Consider the following 21,668-nt stretch of genomic DNA (forward strand, 5'->3'; position numbering starts at 1 on the left):
ACGTCGTCTACGACGGGGACGCCGCGCTGGAACGGGCGATGACCCACGCCTACGACGTGATCGTGCTGGACCGGGACCTGCCGTCGGTACACGGCGACGAGGTGTGCCGCCGCCTCGTCGCCGGCCGGGTGGCCGCCCGGATCATCATGCTGACCGCCTCCGGCGATCTGCGCTCCAAAGTCGAAGGGCTGACCCTAGGCGCGGACGACTACCTGCCGAAACCCTTCGACTTCCCGGAGTTGGTGGCCCGGCTGCGAGCACTGGCCCGGCGCACGCAGCTGGCCGTGCCGCCGGTGCTGGCCCGGGCCGGGGTCACCCTCGACCCGGCCAGGCGCGAGGTCTTCAGGGACGGCAGGTATGTCGCGCTCAGCCCGAAGGAGTTCGCCGTCCTGGAGGTGCTGCTGCGCGCCGACGGCAATGTGGTCAGCGCCGAGGAACTGCTGGAGAAGGCCTGGGATGAGAACATCAGCTACTTCACCAACTCGGTCCGGGTGACCGTCATGACCCTGCGCAGGAAGCTCGGCACCCCGGCCGTAATCGAGACGGTCACCGGCGCGGGATACCGCCTGTGAACGGCCGCAAGCTGCCGGTCCGCTGGCGGCTGACCCTCGTGTACGGCAGCCTGCTCTTCGTGACCACGGGCGTGCTGATGGTCATCAACTACCTGATGGTGCGCCAGATCCTCACCCAGCGGTTCCTGATCAAGTTGCCGCCCACGCACAAGGCACTGATCGGAACCGCGGGGCCACCACGTCCGAACGTCTTGTTCATCCAGAGCATCGTCGAGGACGAGGTGGGCCGCTATGTGGACGTGGTGACCAGTTCGCTGGTCCAGTGGTCGATCCTGGCCACGGTGCTGATCGGCCTGGTCGGCCTGGCGATCGGCTGGGTGCTCGCGGGCCGCGCCCTGGCCCCCCTGCTGACCATGACCGAGACGGCCCGCCGCCTGTCCGACAGCACCCTCCACCAGCGCATCTCGATGGACGGCCCGCGCGACGAGATCAAGGACCTGGCCGACACCTTCGACTCCATGCTGGAACGCCTAGACCAGGCCTTCGACACCCAGCGCCGGTTCGTGGCCAACGCCTCGCACGAACTCAAGACCCCGCTCGCCATCAACCGCGCCCTGCTCCAGGTCGGCTTCGCCGATCCGGTCGTCCCCCGGGCGCTGCGCCCGATCCGGGACGAACTGCTGGCCGCCAACTCCCGGCAGGAGCAGCTCATCGAGGGCCTGCTCACGCTGGCGCACAGCGAACGCGAGCTCACCACCCGCCAGCCGGTCGACCTGCGCGACCTGGCCCACCCCGCGCTGCTGGCCCACCATCTGCCGCGCCCCCGGAGCTGGCGTCCAGCGCCCTGCGCGGGCGACGCCGTCCTACTGGAACGCATGATCGCCAACCTGGTGGACAACGCCGTCAAGTACAACGACGAGCGCGGCGAGGTGACCGTCCGCACCGGCTCGGACGCGACCACCGCCTTCATCACCGTGGAGAACACCGGCCGCCAGATCGCCCCCGCCCAGATCCCCGCCCTCTTCGAGCCGTTCCGCCGCCTCGACGCCGACCGCACCGGCTCAGCCACCGGCGCCGGCCTGGGCCTATCCATCGTCCGCGCCGTCACCCGCGCCCACAGCGGCACCGTCACCGCCACACCCCTCGAAAAAGGCGGCCTCCGGATTACCGTCAACCTTCCCCTCGCCCGCCCCAGCCTCGACCAGGGCAGCAGACAGCCCACCGACCAAGCCCACCTCCCAGCCCGAACCCAGACGCAGAAAGCACTCAGCCCAGTCCCGGACAATGCATGACGAGTCGTCCAGCCCCGGATCAAGCGTGGCTCAGCCCAGCACTGGATCACGCGTAACTTTGGGCCCACAGAGCAATAACTCATAAATCCTCGAGCCGCTGACCTCGGCTACCCCTTGGGGAGCACGCAAGTTAATCCTCTGCGGGGACTTTGAGCGCCTTACAGAATGAGCAGGTCGCCGCGTTACTCGCCGTTATCCGGCGCCGTTCACGCAGGTGACGGTTCTCGCCGTACCGGCGCAAAGAGCGGCAGCGACAAGGCGCCGCCGATCGCCACCCTCCATCACCACGGCCACCACGCCCGCCTTCCGGATCAGCTCGCCGTCCTCGTCCGGGTTGGCGCGCAGCACCGCACCGTTGACCGCGCGCCGGTCGAGCTCGATGTTCGCGGTGACCGACCCGGGCTCGCCGGTGCTGTTTCTGTTGGGCGTCTTAGTCCAGTGCCGGATAGAGCGTGACCATGTCGGGCACGTGCGAGGCGAAATCCGCCATCCGTCGTGTCGGCACCCGTTCGGTGGTGACCTCGGCCGCGCGAATGCGGTCAAGCCGGAACACCCGCACGTCATCCCGTAACCGGCACCACGCCACCAGATACCACACCCCGCCCCGCCCGCCGACGAACACGCCCGGCTCCACCGCCCGGCTGCTCACCGCACCCCGCACATCGCCATACTCGATCTCCAGCACGACCCCGGCCAGCAGCCCCGCCTCGATCACGCGGGCGATCGGCCCGGCCGTGCGCGGTTCGAGCTCCTCACGCTCCGACGTGCTGGACAGCAGCTGCACCCGAGTGGCCAGCTCCCGCGCACGCTCCCCATCGGCCACCGGCATCGCCGCCATCAACTTCCCCATCGCGCTCCTGGCCTGATCCGCGAAAGGCTGATCACCGGAACGACTGAGCGCGATCGCGATCGCCACCGCCTCCTCCGGACTGAAGTTGAGCGGCGGCAACGACATCGACCGATCCAGCACATATCCGCCCCGCCGCCCACGCTCCGCGTAGATCGGCACCTGGGCCTGCTGCAAGGCCAGAATGTCCCGCTCGATCGTGCGCGCGGTCACAGCGAACCGCTCCCCCAGTTCACGCGCGGACCGGGGACGCGGCGCCACCGCCCGCAGAAGTTCAACAATCGCAAAGAGCCGGTCGGTACGGTTCACACGCCGAACACTAGAACACACGACCGACAATTTCGGCCCAGCACAGCTCCCAGGGGGACCGGAGCCCAGCGCCATGTCGACCGCGCCAGAGGAGTCGCCGGTGTCGCACCGCCGCGCAGGGCGGCCAGCGTGTTGTCGTACTCGGCGCTGATGACGCGTACAGGGCCAGGGCTGCGGCCGGGCGGCCCTGCCATAAGCAGCGCGGCGGCGCGCTCGTGGACGGGGCGCTCGGCAATCAGGGCGGTCAGGCGGGTATGGCGGCCGTGTCGGCACGGCCCAAGGACAGGTTCATTCCCCGATCTTTCGGGGAGCGGTCAGTCCCGCGGTGAGGATGTCGAGGGCGTCGTCGACGACCGCGTTCTTCTGGTCGGTGGTCAATTGCGGCAGCAGGTCGAGGAGCATGATCGACAATCCGTGCACCGTGGCCCAGCTTGCCATCACCGCTCTGTCCGTGTCCTCCGGACGCAGAGACCCCACGTCGACGAGCCGGGCGAGCGCGTGCATCAGGAAGAACCTCGGCTTGGGTCGATCGTCATCGTCGGCCTCCGGGGCGTCGTCGGGTGCTCCGGGGACCCGTATCCCGGTTGGGTCACCGCCCATCGCGGTGCGGAACAGTCCCGGCTCGGTCAGGGCGTAGTGGACATAGGCCCGTCCGACTTCGCGGAGGTACGTCCTCGCCGCCTCCTGCGGATCATCGGGTTCGGCCGAAGCCACGGCGTCGAGGTGGGCACTCATGGCCGCGGCCATGTCGCCGCGCGCCCGCTGCGCGACCGCCTTCTTCAGCACGGTCAACGTGGTGAAGTGGGCGTAGGCGGAGTTGGGTGCGACGCCGACGATCCTGGCAATCTCCCGCAGGACGAGCGCTTGCGGGCCACCGTCGCGGGCCAGGGTGATTCCGGCCGCGACCAGGGCGGCACGCAGGTCGCCGTGGTGATAGGTAGCACGCGTGCGGGGGCGCTTTTCGGCCATGGCCAGATTCTGGCACGGGGGCGCGTGAGGGCGTGCCGCGAGCGGTTCGACCCTCTCGGCCGGTGCCTTGACAAGGGTTGACGTCGCAGGCACGTGCCGCAATACTCACATCGTACAGATTCCTCACACTGTTCAGATTAATCCTGTCGATCATCGTGTTCGATAGCACGGGGCCGTTCTGGTTGACCGTGTCGCGAGCCGCGCTGTTCGAATGTTTTCTCGCGGTCGTTCAATTAGAGAGTTGGTATCTTGGGATGGTTTCGTCCACTGCACAACCTCCGCTGACTCGGCGGCGGCGCGGTCCCCGAGTGAGCTGGACCGTGGTGACGCTGATTTCGCTGGCGATTACGGGATACTTCGTCGGCCAGTACGCGACCGGGAGCCTCGATGCCCTTGCCGCCAAAGAGACAGGGCTCGCGTCAAACTACGCGAACAAACCAGCCTTCGTTCAAATCGCGTTCTACGTCCACATTTTCTCGGCGGGTCTGGCCCTTGTCGTGGGTCCGTTCCAATTCGCCAAGGCCATTCGCCGCCGCTACCTCAACCTGCACCGCTGGATCGGGCGCACCTACCTGATCTCCATCGCGTTCGCCTCGACCTCAGGGTTCTTGATGGCCTTCTACAATTCCGCAGGGTTAGTCGGATTCTTCGGATTCGGCAGTCTCGCAGTGCTCTGGGCGTGGACCTCCTACCGCGGCTACCGCGCTATCCGCGCGCGAGATCTTGCCAGTCATCAGGCATGGATGATCCGCAGTTTCGCGCTGACCTTCGCGGCACCTACCTTGCGACTGTGGTTCGGCGTGCTCATCGGCGTCCAGCTACTGGCCGGTTCCTTCACCGAGGAAATGGTAAGTAACGCCTACGCCGCTGTTCCGTTCATGTGCTGGCTGCCGAACATCGTCGTGGCCGAACTCATGATTCGCCGGCGCAACCTTCCCGGACTCCGGTTCTCACCTTCACCGACATCGCGCCGGATGACGCAAGCCGCAACTGAAGCGTGAACGCCGCCAAGTTCCGTGCGGCGCCTCAGGTCGGCAAAGCCGCCGTGAGTTCCTCCATCCGCGCCTTGGAAGGCTCCGGATACCGCTCGGAGGTAAGCGTCGCACTGGTGATGCGATCCAGCCGGAACACCCGTACGTCCTCGCGCAACCGGCACCACGCCACCAGATACCAGTAACCACCCCGCCCGCCCAGGAAGATGCTGGGCTCCACATCACGCGTGGTGGGACCGGTCTTCCCGTCGTAGTCGATGCGGAGCACTCGCCGCCCGGTCAGCGCGCGATCGATGGCGCGTTTGATCTCCTCGGTGGGATCGATCGTGTACCCACCGGGATCCAGGCGGATCGGCACGCCCTCGTCCTGAAGGCGGGCGATATCACGGATAATCGTCCGCTTGCTGACGCCGAGCCGGGTGGCGAGCTCCTTGGCGGACAGGGTGCCACCAACGCGTAACTCCTCGACCAGCGCCGCCCGACGATCCATGACCCCGAAGCTACGCCGGGTGACCGACATTTCCGGCCGCAACACACCTAACCCCTCGGCCACATCCCCGTGTTCACGATGCGTTCCGGTTCGATTCCGCAGAGCACGGCACGCTCACAGCCGTACCTCTGCCAGTCGAGCTGACCGGGCGCGTGCGCGTCCGAGTCGATCGAGAACACGCAGCCCATCTCGTACGCCAAGCGCATCAACCGCTTCGGCGGATCCAGCCGATCAGGACGCGAATTGATCTCGACAGCGACCTCGAACTGGCGGCACGCCTCGAAGACGATCTCGGCGTCGAACCGCGACTCCGGCCGCAGCCCGCCACGTTTGCCCCCGGCCTTGACAATCCTCCCCGTGCAGTGGCCGAGCACGTCCACATGCGGATTGGCGATGGCGGTGACCATCCGCCGGGTCATGTCGTCGGCGTCCATCTTGAGCTGCGAGTGCACGCTCGCCACCACCACGTCCACCCGTTCCAGCAGCTCCGCCTCCTGATCCAGCGAGCCGTCGGCCAGGATGTCGACCTCGATCCCCGACAGCAGCCGGAACGGCGCGAGCTTCTCACCCAGCGCGGCGATCACGTCCAGCTGCTGGTGGAGCCGGTCGGCTGACAACCCGTTGGCCACGGTGAGGCGAGGCGAATGGTCGGTGATCGCGAGGTACTCGTGCCCGAGGGCGATCGCGGCGGCGGCCATCTCCTCGATCGGAGAGCCGCCGTCGGACCAGTCCGAGTGGCTGTGCAGGTCACCCTTGAGCGCCTGCCGCAGCGAAGTCGCCGCCTCGTCCAGATCCTCGCCCGCGGTGGCCTCCAGGCGGCGCAGATAGGTCGGCACCTGCCCATCGAGGGCCTCGGCCACCGCCAGCGCGGTCACCTTGCCGACCCCTTTGAGCCCGGTCAGACCACCGTCCCGCACCAGCCGCTGAAGTTCCCCCGGCGCCAGATCGGCGATCGTGGTCGCGGCCCCGCGAAACGCCCGGACACGATAGGTTGGCTCCCCCGCGCGCTCCAGCAGGAACGCGATCCGCTTCAACGCCTCAACCGGATCCATGCGACGCACGCTACCGGCTAACTCCTCGATGGACCGTTCCGTAACGGTACGGATGGGAACCGCATCTAGATCTGTACCGTTTCATATCGCGACGGTAGTCTGTGCCGACCTCGATGAACATGGAGCCTTATGGCCGAGACCGGGGACGGACGTCCCACCCCTCCTCCCTACGTCCCGCCGCCACCGCCCCCGGGGATGCCACCCGGCATGGCGGGCCCCATGATGATGCCGCCGCCCCCGCCGAAGAAGAGCTTCCGCTCCACGGCCATCAAGCTCGGCGCCATCGGTGTGCTCTCCACCCTGGTGGTCGGCTTCTGCGCCGCCCAGGACAGCTACGACGAGGTGGACGCCGACTGCGTCGACATGTCCAACCCGCTCCCCGACGGCTCGTACCCGCTGGTCGACGACGACTTCTGCGACGACGACTACCGGCGCTCGCACGCCGCGTACGGCTGGTACTACGGCGGCGTCCTGGTGGGCAGGCACGTCCGCGGCGGCTCCACGCTCCGCCCGGCCGACGCGCAGATCACCAGCAGGAGCGGCAAGGTGGTCCAACGCGGCGGCTTCGGCTCGCACGGCAGCAGCGGGAGCTGACCGGTCGATGAGACGGGAGACCTCGGCGCCCCGCCAGAACTGGGTGTCCACGGTCGAGTCGCAGGGCCTGGCCTACCATCGGTCGGCTCATCCCGAGGGGTTGAGCAGGCCGTACTGGGACGAGAGCGTGCACTACGTGTTCGGCATGGACGAGGTGCTCGGCCTGGAGGCGCAGGTCGAGGAGCTGCACCGGATGTGCCTGGCCGCGGTCGACTACGTGATCACCGGGAACCGGTTCGCCGAGTTCGCCATCCCGCCGGAGTGGCGCGAAGCGGTCGCCGACTCCTGGCGGCGCCGCGATCCGCACGTCTTCGGCCGCTTCGACCTGCGCTACGACGGCGCCGGACCGGCCAAGCTGCTGGAGTACAACGCGGACACCCCCACCAGCCTGCTGGAGAGCTCGGTGGTGCAGTGGTTCTGGCTGCAGGACATGTTCCCCGACGACGACCAGTGGAACTCGATCCACGAACGGCTGATCGACCGGTGGAAGGCGATCGGCCCGACCTTCCCCACCGGGCCGACCCATTTCGCCTGGACGAACATGGACCAGTCAGGCGAGGAGGCGATGACGCTGGGCTACCTGCAGGAGACCGCCCAGCAGGCCGGGCTGGCCACGCTCGCGATCGCCATGGAGGACATCGGCTGGGACGCGATCAACCGCCGCTTCGTGGACGACGAGTACCGGGTGATCCGCTCGCTCTGCAAGCTCTACCCCTGGGAGTGGATCGTCGCCGAGCCGTTCGGCGGCCACGCGCTGCGCCTGCAGCCGTCGATGACCTGGATCGAGCCGCTCTGGAAGATGCTGCTGTCCAACAAGGCGCTGCTGGCGATCCTGTGGGAGATGTATCCCGGGCATCAGAACCTGCTGCCCGCCTACCTGGACAGCCCGCGCGACATCACCCGCTACATCCAGAAACCGCTGCTCGGCCGGGAGGGCGCGTCCATGCGGGTGGTTTCCCCGGAACACGCCGTCCAGACCTCCGGCGGGTACGGCGCCGAGGGCTTCGTCTACCAGGAGTTCCAGGCGTTGCCCGACTTCGACGGCCAGCGACCGGTCCTCGGCGCCTGGGTCGTCGAGGACGAGGCCGCCGGGCTCGGCATCCGCGAGACCTCCGGCCTGATCACCGATGACACCTCCTCCTTCGTCCCCCACCGAATCAGCGGCTAGAACAAACGGAGCACCCCCCACATGGACACCCAATCCACCTCGTTCGGCGAGATTCTCGGCAACGGCGCGCTCGCCATCACTGCGTACGCGATCCTCGGCGTGCTGCTGCTCGTCGCCGGGTTCTACGTGATCGACCTGGCCACACCGGGCCGGCTGAGCAAGATCATCCGAGAGGAGCGCAACCCCAACGCGACCGCGCTGACCGCCTCCGCGATGGCGGCGATCTCGCTCATCGTGGCCGCGTCGATCTTCTCCTCCGGTGGCGCGCTGCGGGAGGGCCTGATCGCGACGCTGGTCTTCGGCCTGATCGGCATCGCGGTGCAGACGGTCGGCATGATGGTCTTCGACAAGATCGCGGGAATCTCGGTCCGGGCGCTGGCCCAGGAGCCGACCCTGCAGCCGGCCACCATCCTGCTGTCGGTCACCCACGTCGCGATCGGCCTGATCACCGCGGTGGCCGTGATCTGACCGAGCGGAATATGCCGACAGTGAAATGCGCCCCCGGCGAAACCCGCTCCCATTTCCCGCCGTTCCTTATTACCGTCGATCGGGAAACGGAATTCACGATGGGAGCGGGTCATGGCCGGAACGGGATCCCCTGAGGGCGAGCACATCAGTCGGCGGTTGCTCAACGAGCGCATCATCGTGCTCGGGCAGGAGGTCGACGACGAGATCGCCAACCGGATCTGCTCGGAACTCCTGCTGCTGACGGCCGACGACCCGAAACGCGACATTCAGCTTTACATCAATTCACCAGGCGGTTCCGTGTACTCCGGAATGGCCATCTACGACGTCATGCAATACGTGCCCAACGATATCGTGACGGTGGCCATGGGAATGGCGGGCTCGATGGGCCAGTTTCTGCTCACAGCCGGGACGACCGGAAAACGATACGCGCTCCCGCACGCGCGCATCATCATGCACCAGCCGCACGGCGGCATCGGCGGCACGGCGGCGGACATCGCCATCCAGGCCGAGCAGATGCGCTACACCAAGAAACTCCTGGCCGAGCGCACCGCCTTCCACACCGGCCAGCCGCTGGAGCGGATCGAGGCCGACGCCGACCGGGACCACTGGTTCACCGCCGAGGAGGCCAAGGAGTACGGCTTCATCGACCACGTGGTCGCCACCACCGCACACGTGCGAACTTAGCCCGTTTCTGGCATTCTGCCCCTGTCACAGGTCCTCAACGCCCCTGCGAGGGGTCACAACAGACCCGCGTGCGACGACGGCCGTAACGTTCGGGAGTCCTCATCGCCCCTGCGAGGGGTTACAACGGAACTTAGCCCTCCTGGCGCTGTCCGATTCGTTCAAGACGGGGGCCACGACGGGTCGTAACGTGCGAGGTATGTCTCCAACACTCAACGTCATCGGCATAGTCGTCACCGACATGGCCCGCTCGCTGGCCTTCTACCGGCGGCTTGGGCTCGGTCTCCCGGCGGAGGCCGACTCCGAGCCGCACGTCGAAGTCACTCTCCCCGGCGGCCTTCGCCTGGTCTGGGATACCGCCGACACGGTCCGCTCCTTCGATCCGGCGTGGACCCCGGCCTCGGGCGGATCGCGCCTGGGCCTGGCCTTCGCATGCGCCTCCCCCGCTGAGGTCGACGAGGTCTTCGCCCAGCTCGTGGACGCCGGATACGACGGACATCTCAAACCCTGGGACGCCTTCTGGGGGCAGCGTTACGCGGTCGTGCACGACCCCGACGGCAACGGCGTGGACCTGTTCGCGGCGCTCAACTAACCAGGTCACTGAGCGGGACCCCCGCCAGGCTGCGCACCTCGCGCGCCAGGTGCGCCTGGTCGGCGTAGCCGGTGGTGGCGGCCACGTCGGCGAAGGTCCGGCCGCTTCTGGCCAGTTCGAGGGCGCGGCCCAGGCGCAGGATGCGGGCCAGCGTCTTCGGGCCGTACCCGAACGCGGTCAGGCTGAGGCGGTGCAGCCGCCGCTCGCCCAGGCCCAGCGTCGCGGCGGTGGCGGTCACGCTGGCCCCGCCGTCGAGCAGGGCGGCGACCTCGCGGACCAGGGGGTCGACGCCGTCCAGCCGTTCGCCCGCGATCTCCTCGAGTCCCGCGGCGACCGAGTCCGCCTGCCGTACCCGATCGGTGAGGCGCCGGACCTCGGCGGCGGGCCACAGGTCGGCGAGCGGAACCCGCTGGTTGCGCAGTTCGGCGGCGGGGACGCGGAGCATCGCCGGCGCGGTGCCCGGCGCGAACCGCAGACCGGTGAACGAGGCGCCCGCTGAGACCTTCGTCACGAACGCCTCGGCGTCGGGACCGGCCACCAGCAGGGTGCCCTCGGTCCAGAGCAGATCCATGCAGCCGTCCGGAAGCACGCGGAGTTCGGCCTCCTCCGACACGCCGGAAGAGCGCCACAACACGGCCCCCGGGACCAGCGAGGGGCGTTCCCGATACACGCCTCCAGGGTCTCACTTCGCCCGGAGGCGGCACCACCGCGCGTGACCTGGCACGCTTGTAGGCGTGAATGACAGGGTCCGCGAGGACACAGCGCGGCGGCTGGACCGGGCGATGGGCAGCCTCGGCACGGCCGCGATGGCGCGCATGGAGGAGCAGCTCGCCTGGTATCGAGCCCTGTCGGCCGAGGACAGGTCCTGGGTCGGGCTGGTGGCGCAGGCGGGCATCGCCGCGTTCGTGGAGTGGTTCGGCCACGCGGGCGAGGGGCGGCCCACGCCCAGCATCGAGTTCTTCGGCACCGCGCCGCGCGAGCTCAAACGCAGCGTCTCGCTGCAGCAGACCGTCGATCTGGTGCGGATCGTGGTGGAGGTGGTGGAGGCCGAGGCCGACGAGCTGGCCGCCCCCGGCGGCGAGGAGCAGCTGCGCAACGCGATGCTGCGCTACACCCGCGACGTGGCCTTCGCCGCCGCCCAGGTGTATGCCCGCGAGGCCGAGGCCCGCGGCTCCTGGGACGCCCGCCTGGAGGCGCTGATCGTGGACGCGCTGGTCCGCGGCGAGGTCGACGACGGCCTGCACTCCTGGGCCGCCGCCCTCGGCTGGACCTCCGCCCCGGTCGTCGTCTTCGCCGGGTACGCGCCGGACGAGGACCCGCAGAGCGTCATCGACGGCCTGCGCGACAAGGGCCGCCGCGTCGGCCACGACCTGCTCGCCGGGGTGCAGGGCGAACGCCTGATCGTCATCGTCGGCGGCGCGGACAGCATCAAGGACGCCGCCAGGAGCGTGGTCCCCCGGTTCGCCGCGGGCCCCATCGTGATCGGCCCTGAGGTCTCCGACCTACACGCCGCAGCCCGCTCCGCCCGCGCGGCCATCGCCGGGCTGCGCGCCGCCGCCGGCTGGCCGGACGCCCCGCGCCCGGTCCTGGCCGAGGATCTGCTGGCCGAACGCGCCATCGACGGCGACGAGGACGCCCGCGGCCAGCTGATCGAGAACGTCTTCAAACCCCTGGCCGGTACGCCCCTGCTCGACACCCTGGCCACCTACCTGGAACAGGGCACCTCGCTGGAGGCCACCGCCCGCCTGCTGTTCGTGCACCCGAACACGGTCAGGTACCGGCTCCGCAAGATCACCGAGCTGACCGGCTACCAGCCGACGGAGGGCAGGTCCGCATTTACCCTGCAGGTTGGCCTGATATTGGGTCGCCTGACCGTAACCTAGCCGAATCCGAGAAATGCCGGAGAAACCTTAACTGTAGGAACCAAACAAAATAGCCCACACCAACTTCGTGCACATCCCCATCAGTGTGGTGGACTTCTACAGGGCAGGGTTAGGTGTGTGCTCGTCATCGTCGCGCCGGGACAAGGCGCCCAAACCCCAGGCTTCCTGAGTCCGTGGCTGGAGATCCCCGGCTTCGGCGACCGCCTGTCGGCGTGGTCGGAGATCGCCGGTCTCGATCTGGCCGGGTTCGGCACCACCGCGACCGCCGACGAGATCCGGGACACCGCGGTGGCCCAGCCGCTGCTGGTGGCCGCCGCGCTGGTCGCGCAGGAGGCGCTTGGCGTGACCCCGGATCTGGTGGCCGGGCACAGCGTGGGCGAGTTCGCCGCCGCGACCATCGCCGGGGCGCTCACCGCCGAGCAGGCACTGACCCTGATCCGGGAGCGCGCGCAGGCGATGGCCAAGGCGGCCGCCGCCACCGCGACCGGGATGACCGCCGTGCTCGGCGGCGTGGACGTGCTCGAATCCATCGAGAAGCACGGCCTGACCCCCGCCAACATCAACGGCGCCGGGCAGATCGTGGCGGGCGGGACGCTGGCCCAGTTGGAGGCCTTCACGGCCGATCCGCCGCAGCGGGCCCGGCTGAGACCGCTCTCGGTGGCGGGCGCCTTCCACACCGAGCACATGGAACCCGCCGTCGCCCAGCTGCGCGCGGCCGCCGCCGGGATGACCCCGGCCGACCCGGCTGTGAAGCTGCTCTCCAACGCCGACGGCGCGCTGGTCGAATCCGGCGCCGACCTGCTGGAGCGCCTGATCGCCCAGGTCAGCCGCCCGGTCCGGTGGGACCTGTGCATGGAGACGATGGCGGCCCAGGGCGTCACCACGATGATCGAGCTGCTGCCCGGCGGCACGCTGGCGGGGCTGGCCAAACGCGCCCTGACCGGCGTGCGGACCGTGGCGCTCAAGACCCCCGAGGACCTGGAAACCGCACGAACCGCCGCCAAGGAGGCATTGCAGTGAAGCTTCCCGCGGGCGCGCCAGGCGCGAAGGTGCTGGCGTTCGGGCACTACCAGCCCGCCAACGTGGTCACCAACGACGACCTCTCCAAGATCATCGAAACGAACGACGAGTGGATCCAGAGCCGGGTCGGGATCAAGGAACGACGGTTCGCCGCGCCCGAGGAGTCCGAGATCGACCTGGCCGTCCAGGCGGGCGGCAAGGCGCTGGCCGCCGGCGGCCTGGCCGCCGCCGACATCGACCTGGTGATCGTGGCCACCTGCACGCTGGAGACCCAGATCCCCAACGCCGCGGGGCGGGTCGCGCACCGGCTGGGCATCGACGCGCCGGGAGCCTACGACGTCAACGCGGCCTGCGCCGGCTTCTGCTACGCGCTGGCCTCGGCCAGCGACGCCATCCGGGCCGGCTCGGCCAGGAACGTGCTGATCGTCGGGACCGAGAAGTTCACCCAGTGGGTGGACATCCAGGACCGGGCCACTTCGGTGATCTTCGCGGACGGCGCGGGCGCGGCCGTGGTGGTGCCGTCCGAGACGGCCGGCATCGGCCCGGTGGTGTGGGGCAGCGCGGGCGACAAGGCCGACGCGATCACGATCAAGGACCGGCACTCGGCGCTGCACCAGGAAGGCCAGACCGTGTTCCGCTGGGCCACCACGGCCCTTCACCCGATCGCCAAACAGGCGTGCGAGCGTGCGGGGGTGGACCCCGCCGAACTCGCCGCCTTCGTGCCCCACCAGGCCAACCTCCGCATCATCGAGTCGATCGCCCGCAAACTGGGCGCCGACAACGCGGTCGTCGCCAAGGACATCGTGCTGGCCGGCAACACCTCGGCCGCGTCCATCCCGCTCGCGCTGTCCCGCATGATCGAGCGCGGCGAGGTGCCCTCGGGCGGCCTGGCCCTGCTGCTCGGCTTCGGCGCAGGCCTGACCTACGCCGCGCAGGTCATCGAGATCCCCTGAGACTTGTACGGCTCCGGCCGTGCGGAACCCCAGAAAACCACCCTGAAGGAGATACAGCGACATGGCAGTGACCGAGCAGGAGATCCTCGCGGGCCTCGGCAAGATCATCAATGAGATCACCGGCATCCCGGCCTCGGACGTGACCCCGGAGAAGAGCTTCGTGGACGACCTCGACATCGACTCGCTCTCCATGGTCGAGATCGCGGTGGCGGCCCAGGACGAGTTCGGCGCGGAGATCCCCGACGACCAGCTCAAGCACCTGAAGACCGTCAAGGACGTCGTCAACTTCATTCAGGGCTGACCTGACCCCGGAGCCGCTGAGCTCCACCCTGATAGGCGCGAGTTATGAGGAGTGCAGACAAGTGAGTACAGACCGGGTGCGTGTCGTTGTCACCGGGCTCGGCGCGACCACGCCCCTCGGTGGAGACGTCGCCTCGACCTGGTCGGCGCTCCTCGACGGGCGGTCGGGCATTCGGCCCCTCACCGAGGACTGGGTCGACTCCGTTCCGGTGAAATTCGCCGGACGGGTCGCCGTCGAACCGGGTGAGGTCATTCCCAGGCCAGAGGCCAGGCGGCTGGACCGGGCCGAGCAGTTCGCGCTGATCGCCTCGCGGGAGGCCTGGCGGGACGCGGGTTCGCCCGAGGTCGAGCCGACCAGGCTGGGCGTCGTCGTCGGCAGCGGGATCGGCGGCATCACCACGATCCTCGACGCGTACGACACGTTCAAGGAGAAGGGCTGGACCCGCCTGTCGCCGTTCACCGTGCCCATGCTCATGCCCAACGGCGCGGCCGGCTGGATCGGCATCGACATCGGTGCCAAGGGCGGCGTGCACGCCACCGTCAGCGCCTGCGCCACCGGCGCCGAAGCCATCGGGTACGGCATCGACATGATCAGGTCCGGCCGATGCGACGTGGTCGTGGCGGGCGGCGCCGAGGCGGCCATCCACCCGCTGAACATCGGGTCGTTCGCCGCGATGCGCGCCATGTCCACCCGCAACGACGAGCCGCACCGCGCGTCCCGGCCGTTCGACAAGGGCCGGGACGGGTTCGTGCTCGGCGAGGGCGCCGGCATCGTCGTGCTGGAGTCCGAGGAGCACGCCAGGGCGCGCGGCGCGAAGGTCTACGCGGTGGCCGCGGGGGTCGGATACTCCTCCGACGCCCACCACATCGCGCAGCCGGAGCCGAGTGGCGCGGGCGTCCAGCTGGCGATGAGCCGGGTGCTCGCCGACGCCGGGCTGTCCGGCGCCGACATCAGGCACGTCAACGCGCACGCGACGTCCACCCCCGCGGGTGACGTGGTCGAGACCATCGCGATCAAGGAGTCCATCGGGGCGCACCCGATCGTCACCGCGACCAAGTCGATGACCGGCCACCTGCTCGGCGGCGCGGGCGGCATCGAGTCCATCTTCACCATCCTGGCGCTCAACGACCGGATCGTCCCGCCCACCATCAACGTGGACGACCTCGACGACGGCGTCGAAGTGGACATCGCGCGCGGTGAGCCGCGCAAGCTCCCCGACGGGCAGATCGCCGCGGTCAACAACTCCTTCGGGTTCGGCGGGCACAACGTCGCCGTCGCCTTCACCACGCTTTGAGAGGCACGCAGATGACGGTTGTCGACAACAGGGTGGTGACCCCGTCCTCCGATCAGGAGGCCGAGGATCCCCGCGATCCCCAGGTCCGGCTGGGCCACCTCCTGGACGAGGGCTCGATCCGGCCGATCTCGCCCGAGGACAAGAGCGGCGTGTTCGCCGTGACCGGCCGCATCGAGGGCGTCCCCGTGGTCGCCTTCTGCAGTGACGCCCGGGTGCAGGGCGGCGCGATGGGCAGCGAGGGCTGCGAGCACATCGTGCACGCCTACGACGTGGCGGTCCGCGAGCGCGTCCCCGTCATCGGGGTCTGGCACTCCGGCGGGGCCCGGCTGGCCGAAGGCGTGGAGTCGCTGCACGCCGTCGGCCGGGTGTTCGCCGCGATGACCAAGGCCTCCGGCGTCGTCCCGCAGATCTCCGTCGTCGTCGGCGCCGCCGCCGGTGGCGCCGCCTACGGCCCCGCGCTCACCGACATCGTCGTCCTGGCCGACCAGGGCCGCATCTTCGTCACCGGACCCGACGTGGTCCGCAGCGTCACCGGCGAGCAGATCGACATGGCCGCGCTCGGCGGCCCCGAGCCGCACAGCAAGCGCAGCGGCGTCGTGCACGTGGTCGCCAAGACCGAGGCCGAAGCCCTGCTGCGGGCCCGCGAGCTGGCCAGCCTGCTCGGCCACCAGGGCCGGGTGCGCGCGGTCGAGGAGGTCGACTTCTCCGCGCTGCTGCCCGACAACCCGCGCCGCGCCTACGACGTGCACCCGCTGATCAACGGTCTGCTGGACGACCCCGGTGTCGAGCTCCACCCCAAGTGGGCTCCCAACATCGTCACCACCCTCGGCCGCCTCGGCGGCCGCACGGTCGGCGTCGTCGCCAACAACCCGATGCGCCTCGGCGGCTGCCTCGACTCCGCCTCCGCCGAAAAAGCCGCCCGATTTGTACGGATGTGCGATGCCTTCGGGGTCCCCCTGATCGTCCTCGTCGACGTGCCCGGCTACCTTCCCGGCGTCGGCCAGGAACACGACGGCGTGGTCCGCCGCGGCGCCAAGCTCCTGCACGCCTTCGCCGAAGCCTCGGTCCCGCGCGTCACCCTGGTGACCCGCAAGGCGTACGGCGGGGCGTACATCGCGATGAACTCCCGCTCCCTGGGCGCCACCCGCGTCTTCGCCTGGCCCACCGCCGTGGTGGCCGTGATGGGCGCGGTCGCCGCCGTCCGCATCCTCAAGCGCCGCGACCTGGCCGCCGCTCCCGAGGAGGAGCGCGCCGAACTGGAAGCCCGCCTCGCCGAGGAACACGAGAAGGTCGCCGGCGGCCTCTCCCGCGCCGTCGACCTCGGCGTCGTGGACGAGGTGATCGAGCCCAGCGAGACCCGGGGCGCCATCGCCAAGGTCCTCGCCCAGGCGACCCCGGCTCGGGGAGCCCACGGCAACATCCCGTTGTAACCCACTCTCGGAAGGGCGCCCGGCACACGCCTCGGGCGCCCTTTCCATGTCCTTCACCTGGGCCGGAACGGCTCGGTCAGCTCCGGCCGCTGGGACGCGCCGACTCCTGGCAGCCGAGACGGGCCAGGCCGTCGGCACGTTCGTTCTCCGGGTGTCCGCTGTGCCCGCGGACCCAGAGCCATTCGACCTGGTGCCGCTGGGCCGCGGACTCCAAGCGCCGCCACAGGTCGGCGTTCTTGACCGGCTCCTTCCCGGCCGTCAGCCACCCGTTGCGCTTCCATCCCGCCAGCCACTTGGTAATACCGTTGCGCACATACTGGCTGTCGGTGTGCAGACGGACTTCGGATGGCCTGGTCAGCGTCTCCAACGCCATGATCGCGGCCATGAGCTCCATCCGGTTGTTGGTCGTGTCCGCCTCGCCGCCGCGGAGTTCCCGATCGTGCTTGCCGTACCGGAGAATCACCCCCCAGCCCCCTGGCCCGGGATTGCCACGGCACGCGCCATCGGTGTACGCCTCCACCACCTGAACACCGCCCATCGGCTCACACTATCCCCGCCGGGGAGACCGGCACCCCACCATCAGCCCAGCCGCACGTCCCGATGTTCGCGGGCGCGCCCCGCCTCGTCCGGCGGGGTGCCGAGGAGGTACGCGACGACGTCGGCGGCGGCGTAATCGTCTGGCAGGTCGTCGAGGAAGGCCAGGTCCTGGCCGAGGGTGAGCAGCGGCGGCTCCCGGTAGCCGTCCGGGCGGCGCTGCCCGAACCCGATGGCGGCCGCCAGCCCGTTACACAGGCACCTTCGCCCCACCGTGTCCTCGACGGCCCCGCCCTTACGGAGGTAGATGTCGATCGGCTCGGCCGGGCACCGGTAGCCGATCGTGGCGTCCGGCTTGACGTACGGAGTGCGCAGGTGGCCGAGGTCGCACAGGCGGGGGCGGTCGGCATGAAGACCCGGATCGGACAAGGTGCCGGGCACCGCGGCCACTTTGAAGGGGAAGCCGGTCGGTGAAGCGTACGGGTCGTTGCGGACCAGCAGAGAGCCGTTCCGGGCCTGCCGGAGCAGGCGCAGCCTGAGCTCGGGGTCGAGGCCAGACTCCCGGCACAGCGCGAAGGCCGACCCCGCCTGGATTCCGGCGGCACCGGCGGCCAGAGCCGCGGCCAGCCCGCCCGGGGTGCCGTAGCCGCCGGCGAGCCAGAAGGGCAGCCCGAGCGCCGCGGTCTTGCCGGTGTCAGCCCAGTCGCGCGGCCCGTACACCGGCTCGCCCGTCTCGCCGAGCCGCATCCGGCCGCGCGGTGGCGCGCTGTGCCCGCCGGCCACCGAGGTCTCCAGGACGAACCCGTCCGGCCGGGTGAGCGGCGCACGCGCGAGGTACGCGGCCAGGACGTCAGAGGAGACGATGGCGAGGAACCGGGGCCTGGACAGCGGCGGGAGCGTCGCGCCCAGCATCGCGGGCGGGTCGAAGGTCACGACGTGGCGATCGTCCGCGTCGGCGCCGGCCACGGTGACCGGCAGCTCCACCGGGCGGTGCGCGGCGAGCGCGTCGAGCAGCCAGGGGATCTTCGTCGGGATGCCCGCGCCCATGAGCACGTAGTCGGCGCCCGCGAGCATCGCGCCATAGACCGCGGCGGGCGTGGCCATCTGGATCTTCTCCAGGTAGTTGACCCCGATCTGGCCGCCGTGCCCCTCCTTGGCGAGAAACACCTCGGCGAAGTTCGACGCGACGGCGAGCTCGGCCCTGGCCTGATGCGGGCGGAGCCCGAGCCGCGGCACCGGCCGGTACGGCGCGTCCGCGTCGATGCCGCCGGAGACGAAATAGCGGGCGAGCACTCGCTCCGCGATCTCAGGCACCGGGAAGTGCGACAGCGCCCGACGCATGTGCCCGTCCGGATCTCCCTGCTGCAGCCGCCGGGAGAGCGTGATGTCCAGGGCGACGCCGGAGACGACGCCGAGCTGCCCGGTCCGGGCGACGGCTCGCGCCAGCCGCCACCCGGAGACGCCCACCCCCATGCCGCCCTGGACGATGGCGGGGAGCACCTGGTGGGGCGATGCCGCCTCAGACATGCCGGACGCGGACGGTGTCGGTGAAATGCTGGGCGATGGCCAACGCTACGACCTCCTGGGTATTAGGGATTCGATCGCATTACATCGGCCCGGCAGCCGCCCGATGCAGTGACCAAGGTCCCGAAGCGAGGGACCAGAGGTCATTTGCAGGGGCCTACGAGCGGGGGCGCCCGTCATGATCAGCGCGACTCCGGCTCCCATCACAGCGGAGCCGGTCCCTTCCAGTCCGGCCGCTGGCCATCAGCACGGACCCGGACGTGAGCATGTGACCAGGCATGCCGAGACCCCATGGGGAGCACCTGCTCACGCTCCCGGGACTCCTCCCGGCGTGCCGATGCCTTCAGCACGGCTTCAACGCCCTTGGCGGCGGCGCGGCGAGAACCACCGACTTCGTGAACGGCACCGGATAACGACGTGCGACCTGGGGGACTGCTCGTTCTGCTGGGCGCGCGTCAGACGGCGGCGTGGAGCCAGCGGACGGGGGCGCCCTCGCCGGCGTAGCGGAAGGATTCGAGTTCCTCGTCCCACTGCTTGCCGAGAAGGCGGTCGAGTTCGTCTTCGAGGACGGCGCGGCCTTGGGCGGCCATCAGCATGACGTTGCGGAGGCGGTCCTCGGGCACCTGGATGTCCCCGCTGGCGCCGATGACCGCCGTGTACGCCCCAAGGGTCGGGGTGTACGCATGTCGGGAGCCGTCCACGCCCGGCGAGGCGTCCTCGGTGATCTCGAAGCGGATGCGCTGCCACCCCATGAGCGATGAAGTGATCGCCGCCGCCGTACCCGCGCGACCCTCCCATTCCGCCTGGGCGCGCAAAGCGCCGGGCGCAGCGGGCTGAGGGGTCCACGTCAAGTCGACGGGAACGCCAAGAACGCCTGCGACAGCCCACTCAATATGCGGGCACAGCGCAGGCTGAGCCGAGTGGACGTACAGCACGCCACGAGCAGCAGCCACCGGACCTCCCGTTTCGTACGAGGTGCGCCTTCCCCAACGGCCTCATACTGGGATGATCACAAGTGACTCTAGGAGAGACTACCGTCCGTCGCGGCGAGGCACCAGACCAGAGTCATACCTATTCGCACTTGACAACGCTGTGAATTCATCAAACCACAGAGAGTAAACACAAGCCCAGGCCCATCAAACGGAAAAGCCCCAGGTAGCACCCACCCCACCCCGAACTACTCGCCCGAGATTCCCACCCCACCCCCAGATCCGACCCTCTTCACCCAACCACCCAGCCCCGGCCGAAATTCTCACGACAACCCCAGATCCCATCCCCTCGCCCGACTCGTCCCCGATCCCACGCGAAGTGCACGTCCCTCATACATAGCGCTCCCGCAGTACTTCACATGGATCCTCGCTCCCGCCGCAGGGGACAGCACTGACATGTCACGAAGACAACACCACCTTGCCGACAATCCGTACATAAGCGAACACGGAGAGTTGCTAATCGAACGTGTGAACGATATCCTGGCAGCAGGCCGACCAGCCGAGCCCAGACAGGAGGTGGCCCGCCATGATGACCTCGGGTGCCGTCCTGCTCCCCGACCACCGTGCCGCCACCTCCTCCCCCACTGCTTCCCCCGCTGACTCCACCCCCTCCTTTGCGCCCCGGCAATCCTGCGCTCCAGCCAGCCTTGACAGCCGCGACCCCACCAGACATTCCCTCCATGCCGGCTCAGGCGGCGTGCTGGCCCTCCACCCACTTCTCCGCCCAGAAACGCGGTCACCCCAGCGACGCACCGAGGGACCTGAAACCGGCCGCATTCCCGGCGACTCCCATCGCGCGGTCCTGCTCGGCCCTTCCCGGGTCCGAGTTCCCACGACCGACTCCGGCGAAGACTCCGAAACCGCCCATACCGGCACCGCCCACTCGGCAACGGCGCACTCCAGCACCGCCCGGGCCACCGCTCAACCCGCCAACACTCAGTTCAGCCCTGCCCCGTTCAGCCCGGCCCAGCCCCCCGGTGTCCAGCCCTCCGGCGGCGAGCATCCATCACCGCGATCCGGGCACGGGACCTCCGGCAGCGGGCACGCGACCGACCTGCGTGCTCAACAGGCCGGTGATGGTGCCTGGGAGACAGGTCAGCCTGGCCGGGAAACCGGTCAGCGTACTGGAATGGCCGCTCATGCTGCCCGGGAGGCTGATCACGCTGCTGAGGAGGCGGAGTGGGGTGCCGGTCGCGGGCGCGGGGCTGATCACGCTGACCGGGAGGCTGATCGGGGCGTCCGGCAGGCTGATCGCCCTGACCGGGATACTGATCACGGTGTTCGGAGTGTCTGGGGGCCTCGTCACGCTGCCGGGGATGCTGGGTGGGGTGCCGGTCGCGGGCGCGGGACTGATCAGGGGACCGATCGCGGGCGGAGGGCTGAGTGGGGTGCCGGTCGGGGTGCCGGTCGGGCTGGCGGTGGTGGTGCGGGGTGTGGGGATCATCCCGATCCGGGTTTGGCCGGCGCGGCGCTACGGGACTTGCTGCGCCGGGCCGAGGCGCTCACCGCCGCCGGGTCGCCGGTGCCCTCCGACGCCGAGACGGCGATGGCCGAGATCGTGGCCTGGTCGCGGCTGATCGATCGGGCTGAGGCGGCGATCGCGGTCCGGCTGGCCGTGGCCGAGGCCGGGAAAGGCCACCAACTCTTCGGGCGGCGTACGCTCGGGGCGTGGCTGGCCGCGGCCACCGGCTCCAGGACCGCCCGGGCCGGGGAACGCCTCACCCTGGCCCGGCAACTGTCCCGCCTGCCCGACCTGGCCGCGCGCCTGGCCGAG

General features: G+C 69.6%; 25 protein-coding genes. 15 read left to right on the forward strand and 10 right to left on the reverse strand.

Annotated features, from left to right (window positions below):
* Together Amac_RS51405 and Amac_RS51410 are read left to right on the forward strand one after the other, a co-directional pair.
* On the forward strand, positions 1-572 hold a 572-nt coding region (locus Amac_RS51405), incomplete at its 5' end, for a response regulator transcription factor (RefSeq protein WP_155361730.1).
* Entirely contained in the window at positions 569-1,804 is a 1,236-nt protein-coding gene (locus tag Amac_RS51410) for a sensor histidine kinase (protein ID WP_155361731.1), read from the forward strand. The genes Amac_RS51405 and Amac_RS51410, both read left to right, overlap by 4 nt.
* A 192-nt stretch (positions 1,805-1,996) precedes the next feature.
* Here the strand turns inward: Amac_RS51410 and Amac_RS51415 are convergent, their stop codons facing one another.
* From Amac_RS51415 to Amac_RS51425, 3 genes are all read right to left on the reverse strand, one after another.
* Positions 1,997-2,152, reverse strand: a complete 156-nt coding sequence (locus tag Amac_RS51415) for a hypothetical protein (protein ID WP_155361732.1) — start codon at positions 2,150-2,152, stop codon at positions 1,997-1,999.
* Between the two features lie 82 nt (positions 2,153-2,234).
* Positions 2,235-2,981, reverse strand: a complete 747-nt coding sequence (locus Amac_RS51420; protein ID WP_307729871.1) for a helix-turn-helix transcriptional regulator — start codon at positions 2,979-2,981, stop codon at positions 2,235-2,237.
* Positions 2,982-3,248: 267 nt separating this feature from the next.
* Positions 3,249-3,929 carry a TetR/AcrR family transcriptional regulator gene (locus tag Amac_RS51425; RefSeq protein WP_155361734.1) on the reverse strand — a complete coding sequence of 227 codons (681 nt, stop codon included), beginning with the start codon at positions 3,927-3,929 and terminating at the stop codon, positions 3,249-3,251.
* Positions 3,930-4,237: 308 nt separating this feature from the next.
* On the opposite strand from Amac_RS51425, the gene Amac_RS51430 reads away from it, so the two are divergent.
* A complete protein-coding gene (locus Amac_RS51430) occupies positions 4,238-4,930 on the forward strand; it encodes a DUF2306 domain-containing protein (RefSeq protein WP_218041778.1) in 693 nt (230 codons plus the stop codon).
* Positions 4,931-4,955: 25 nt separating this feature from the next.
* On the opposite strand, the gene Amac_RS51435 is transcribed toward Amac_RS51430, so the two are convergent.
* On the reverse strand, positions 4,956-5,411 hold the full coding sequence (locus Amac_RS51435; RefSeq protein WP_155361735.1) for a helix-turn-helix transcriptional regulator: 456 nt from the start codon (positions 5,409-5,411) through the stop codon (positions 4,956-4,958).
* Positions 5,412-5,458: 47 nt separating this feature from the next.
* A complete protein-coding gene (locus Amac_RS51440; protein WP_174900329.1) occupies positions 5,459-6,463 on the reverse strand; it encodes a PHP domain-containing protein in 1,005 nt (334 codons plus the stop codon).
* A 129-nt stretch (positions 6,464-6,592) separates the two neighbouring features.
* On the opposite strand from Amac_RS51440, the gene Amac_RS51445 reads away from it, so the two are divergent.
* The 5 genes from Amac_RS51445 (at position 6,593) to Amac_RS51465 (ending at position 9,966) form a co-directional block, all read left to right on the forward strand.
* Positions 6,593-7,057 (forward strand): hypothetical protein, encoded by a 465-nt coding sequence (locus Amac_RS51445; protein ID WP_155361737.1) that lies wholly within the window; start codon positions 6,593-6,595, stop codon positions 7,055-7,057.
* Positions 7,058-7,064: 7 nt separating this feature from the next.
* Positions 7,065-8,225 (forward strand): glutathionylspermidine synthase family protein, encoded by a 1,161-nt coding sequence (locus tag Amac_RS51450; RefSeq protein ID WP_155361738.1) that lies wholly within the window; start codon positions 7,065-7,067, stop codon positions 8,223-8,225.
* Positions 8,226-8,246: 21 nt separating this feature from the next.
* A complete protein-coding gene (locus tag Amac_RS51455; protein WP_155361739.1) occupies positions 8,247-8,693 on the forward strand; it encodes a DUF350 domain-containing protein in 447 nt (148 codons plus the stop codon).
* Between the two features lie 111 nt (positions 8,694-8,804).
* Positions 8,805-9,377 carry an ATP-dependent Clp protease proteolytic subunit gene (locus Amac_RS51460; RefSeq protein ID WP_155361740.1) on the forward strand — a complete coding sequence of 191 codons (573 nt, stop codon included), beginning with the start codon at positions 8,805-8,807 and terminating at the stop codon, positions 9,375-9,377.
* Between the two features lie 196 nt (positions 9,378-9,573).
* Positions 9,574-9,966: a VOC family protein gene (locus Amac_RS51465; protein WP_155361741.1), complete on the forward strand. Its 393-nt coding sequence runs from the start codon at positions 9,574-9,576 to the stop codon at positions 9,964-9,966.
* Here the strand turns inward: Amac_RS51465 and Amac_RS51470 are convergent.
* Positions 9,959-10,636: a DUF6597 domain-containing transcriptional factor gene (locus Amac_RS51470; RefSeq protein ID WP_155361742.1), complete on the reverse strand. Its 678-nt coding sequence runs from the start codon at positions 10,634-10,636 to the stop codon at positions 9,959-9,961. The genes Amac_RS51465 and Amac_RS51470 overlap by 8 nt on opposite strands.
* A 112-nt stretch (positions 10,637-10,748) precedes the next feature.
* Here Amac_RS51470 and Amac_RS51475 point away from each other — a divergent pair, with 112 nt between their 5' ends.
* From Amac_RS51475 to Amac_RS51500, 6 genes are all read left to right on the forward strand, one after another.
* Positions 10,749-11,849 carry a PucR family transcriptional regulator gene (locus Amac_RS51475; protein ID WP_155344139.1) on the forward strand — a complete coding sequence of 367 codons (1,101 nt, stop codon included), beginning with the start codon at positions 10,749-10,751 and terminating at the stop codon, positions 11,847-11,849.
* A gap of 117 nt (positions 11,850-11,966) precedes the next feature.
* Positions 11,967-12,869, forward strand: coding sequence for an ACP S-malonyltransferase (locus Amac_RS51480; protein ID WP_155361743.1), 903 nt, complete (start codon positions 11,967-11,969; stop codon positions 12,867-12,869).
* Complete coding sequence (locus Amac_RS51485; protein WP_155361744.1) at positions 12,866-13,822, forward strand: beta-ketoacyl-ACP synthase III; 957 nt, start codon at positions 12,866-12,868, stop codon at positions 13,820-13,822. The genes Amac_RS51480 and Amac_RS51485 overlap by 4 nt, the downstream gene beginning before the upstream one ends.
* 61 nt (positions 13,823-13,883) lie before the next feature.
* Complete coding sequence (locus Amac_RS51490) at positions 13,884-14,123, forward strand: acyl carrier protein (RefSeq protein WP_155343959.1); 240 nt, start codon at positions 13,884-13,886, stop codon at positions 14,121-14,123.
* A 61-nt stretch (positions 14,124-14,184) separates the two neighbouring features.
* Positions 14,185-15,417: a beta-ketoacyl-ACP synthase II gene (gene fabF / locus Amac_RS51495; RefSeq protein WP_155361745.1), complete on the forward strand. Its 1,233-nt coding sequence runs from the start codon at positions 14,185-14,187 to the stop codon at positions 15,415-15,417.
* Positions 15,418-15,428: 11 nt separating this feature from the next.
* Complete coding sequence (locus Amac_RS51500) at positions 15,429-16,847, forward strand: acyl-CoA carboxylase subunit beta (RefSeq protein ID WP_155361746.1); 1,419 nt, start codon at positions 15,429-15,431, stop codon at positions 16,845-16,847.
* 76 nt (positions 16,848-16,923) lie between these two features.
* Here the strand turns inward: Amac_RS51500 and rnhA are convergent, their stop codons facing one another.
* The 4 genes from rnhA to Amac_RS51520 form a co-directional block, all read right to left on the reverse strand.
* Positions 16,924-17,385 carry a ribonuclease HI gene (gene rnhA / locus Amac_RS51505; RefSeq protein WP_155361747.1) on the reverse strand — a complete coding sequence of 154 codons (462 nt, stop codon included), beginning with the start codon at positions 17,383-17,385 and terminating at the stop codon, positions 16,924-16,926.
* A gap of 41 nt (positions 17,386-17,426) precedes the next feature.
* Positions 17,427-18,908, reverse strand: coding sequence for a nitronate monooxygenase (locus Amac_RS51510; RefSeq protein WP_155361748.1), 1,482 nt, complete (start codon positions 18,906-18,908; stop codon positions 17,427-17,429).
* 452 nt (positions 18,909-19,360) lie between these two features.
* Positions 19,361-19,858, reverse strand: a complete 498-nt coding sequence (locus Amac_RS51515) for a DUF3145 domain-containing protein (protein ID WP_174900330.1) — start codon at positions 19,856-19,858, stop codon at positions 19,361-19,363.
* 1,042 nt (positions 19,859-20,900) lie between these two features.
* A complete protein-coding gene (locus Amac_RS51520) occupies positions 20,901-21,338 on the reverse strand; it encodes a hypothetical protein (protein ID WP_155361749.1) in 438 nt (145 codons plus the stop codon).
* 12 nt (positions 21,339-21,350) lie between these two features.
* Between Amac_RS51520 and Amac_RS51525 the strand changes: the two genes are divergently transcribed.
* Positions 21,351-21,668: hypothetical protein (locus Amac_RS51525; RefSeq protein ID WP_155361750.1), on the forward strand; the 318-nt coding region annotated here is incomplete at its 3' end.

Source organism: Acrocarpospora macrocephala, from assembly GCF_009687865.1.
GTDB lineage: Bacteria > Actinomycetota > Actinomycetes > Streptosporangiales > Streptosporangiaceae > Acrocarpospora > Acrocarpospora macrocephala.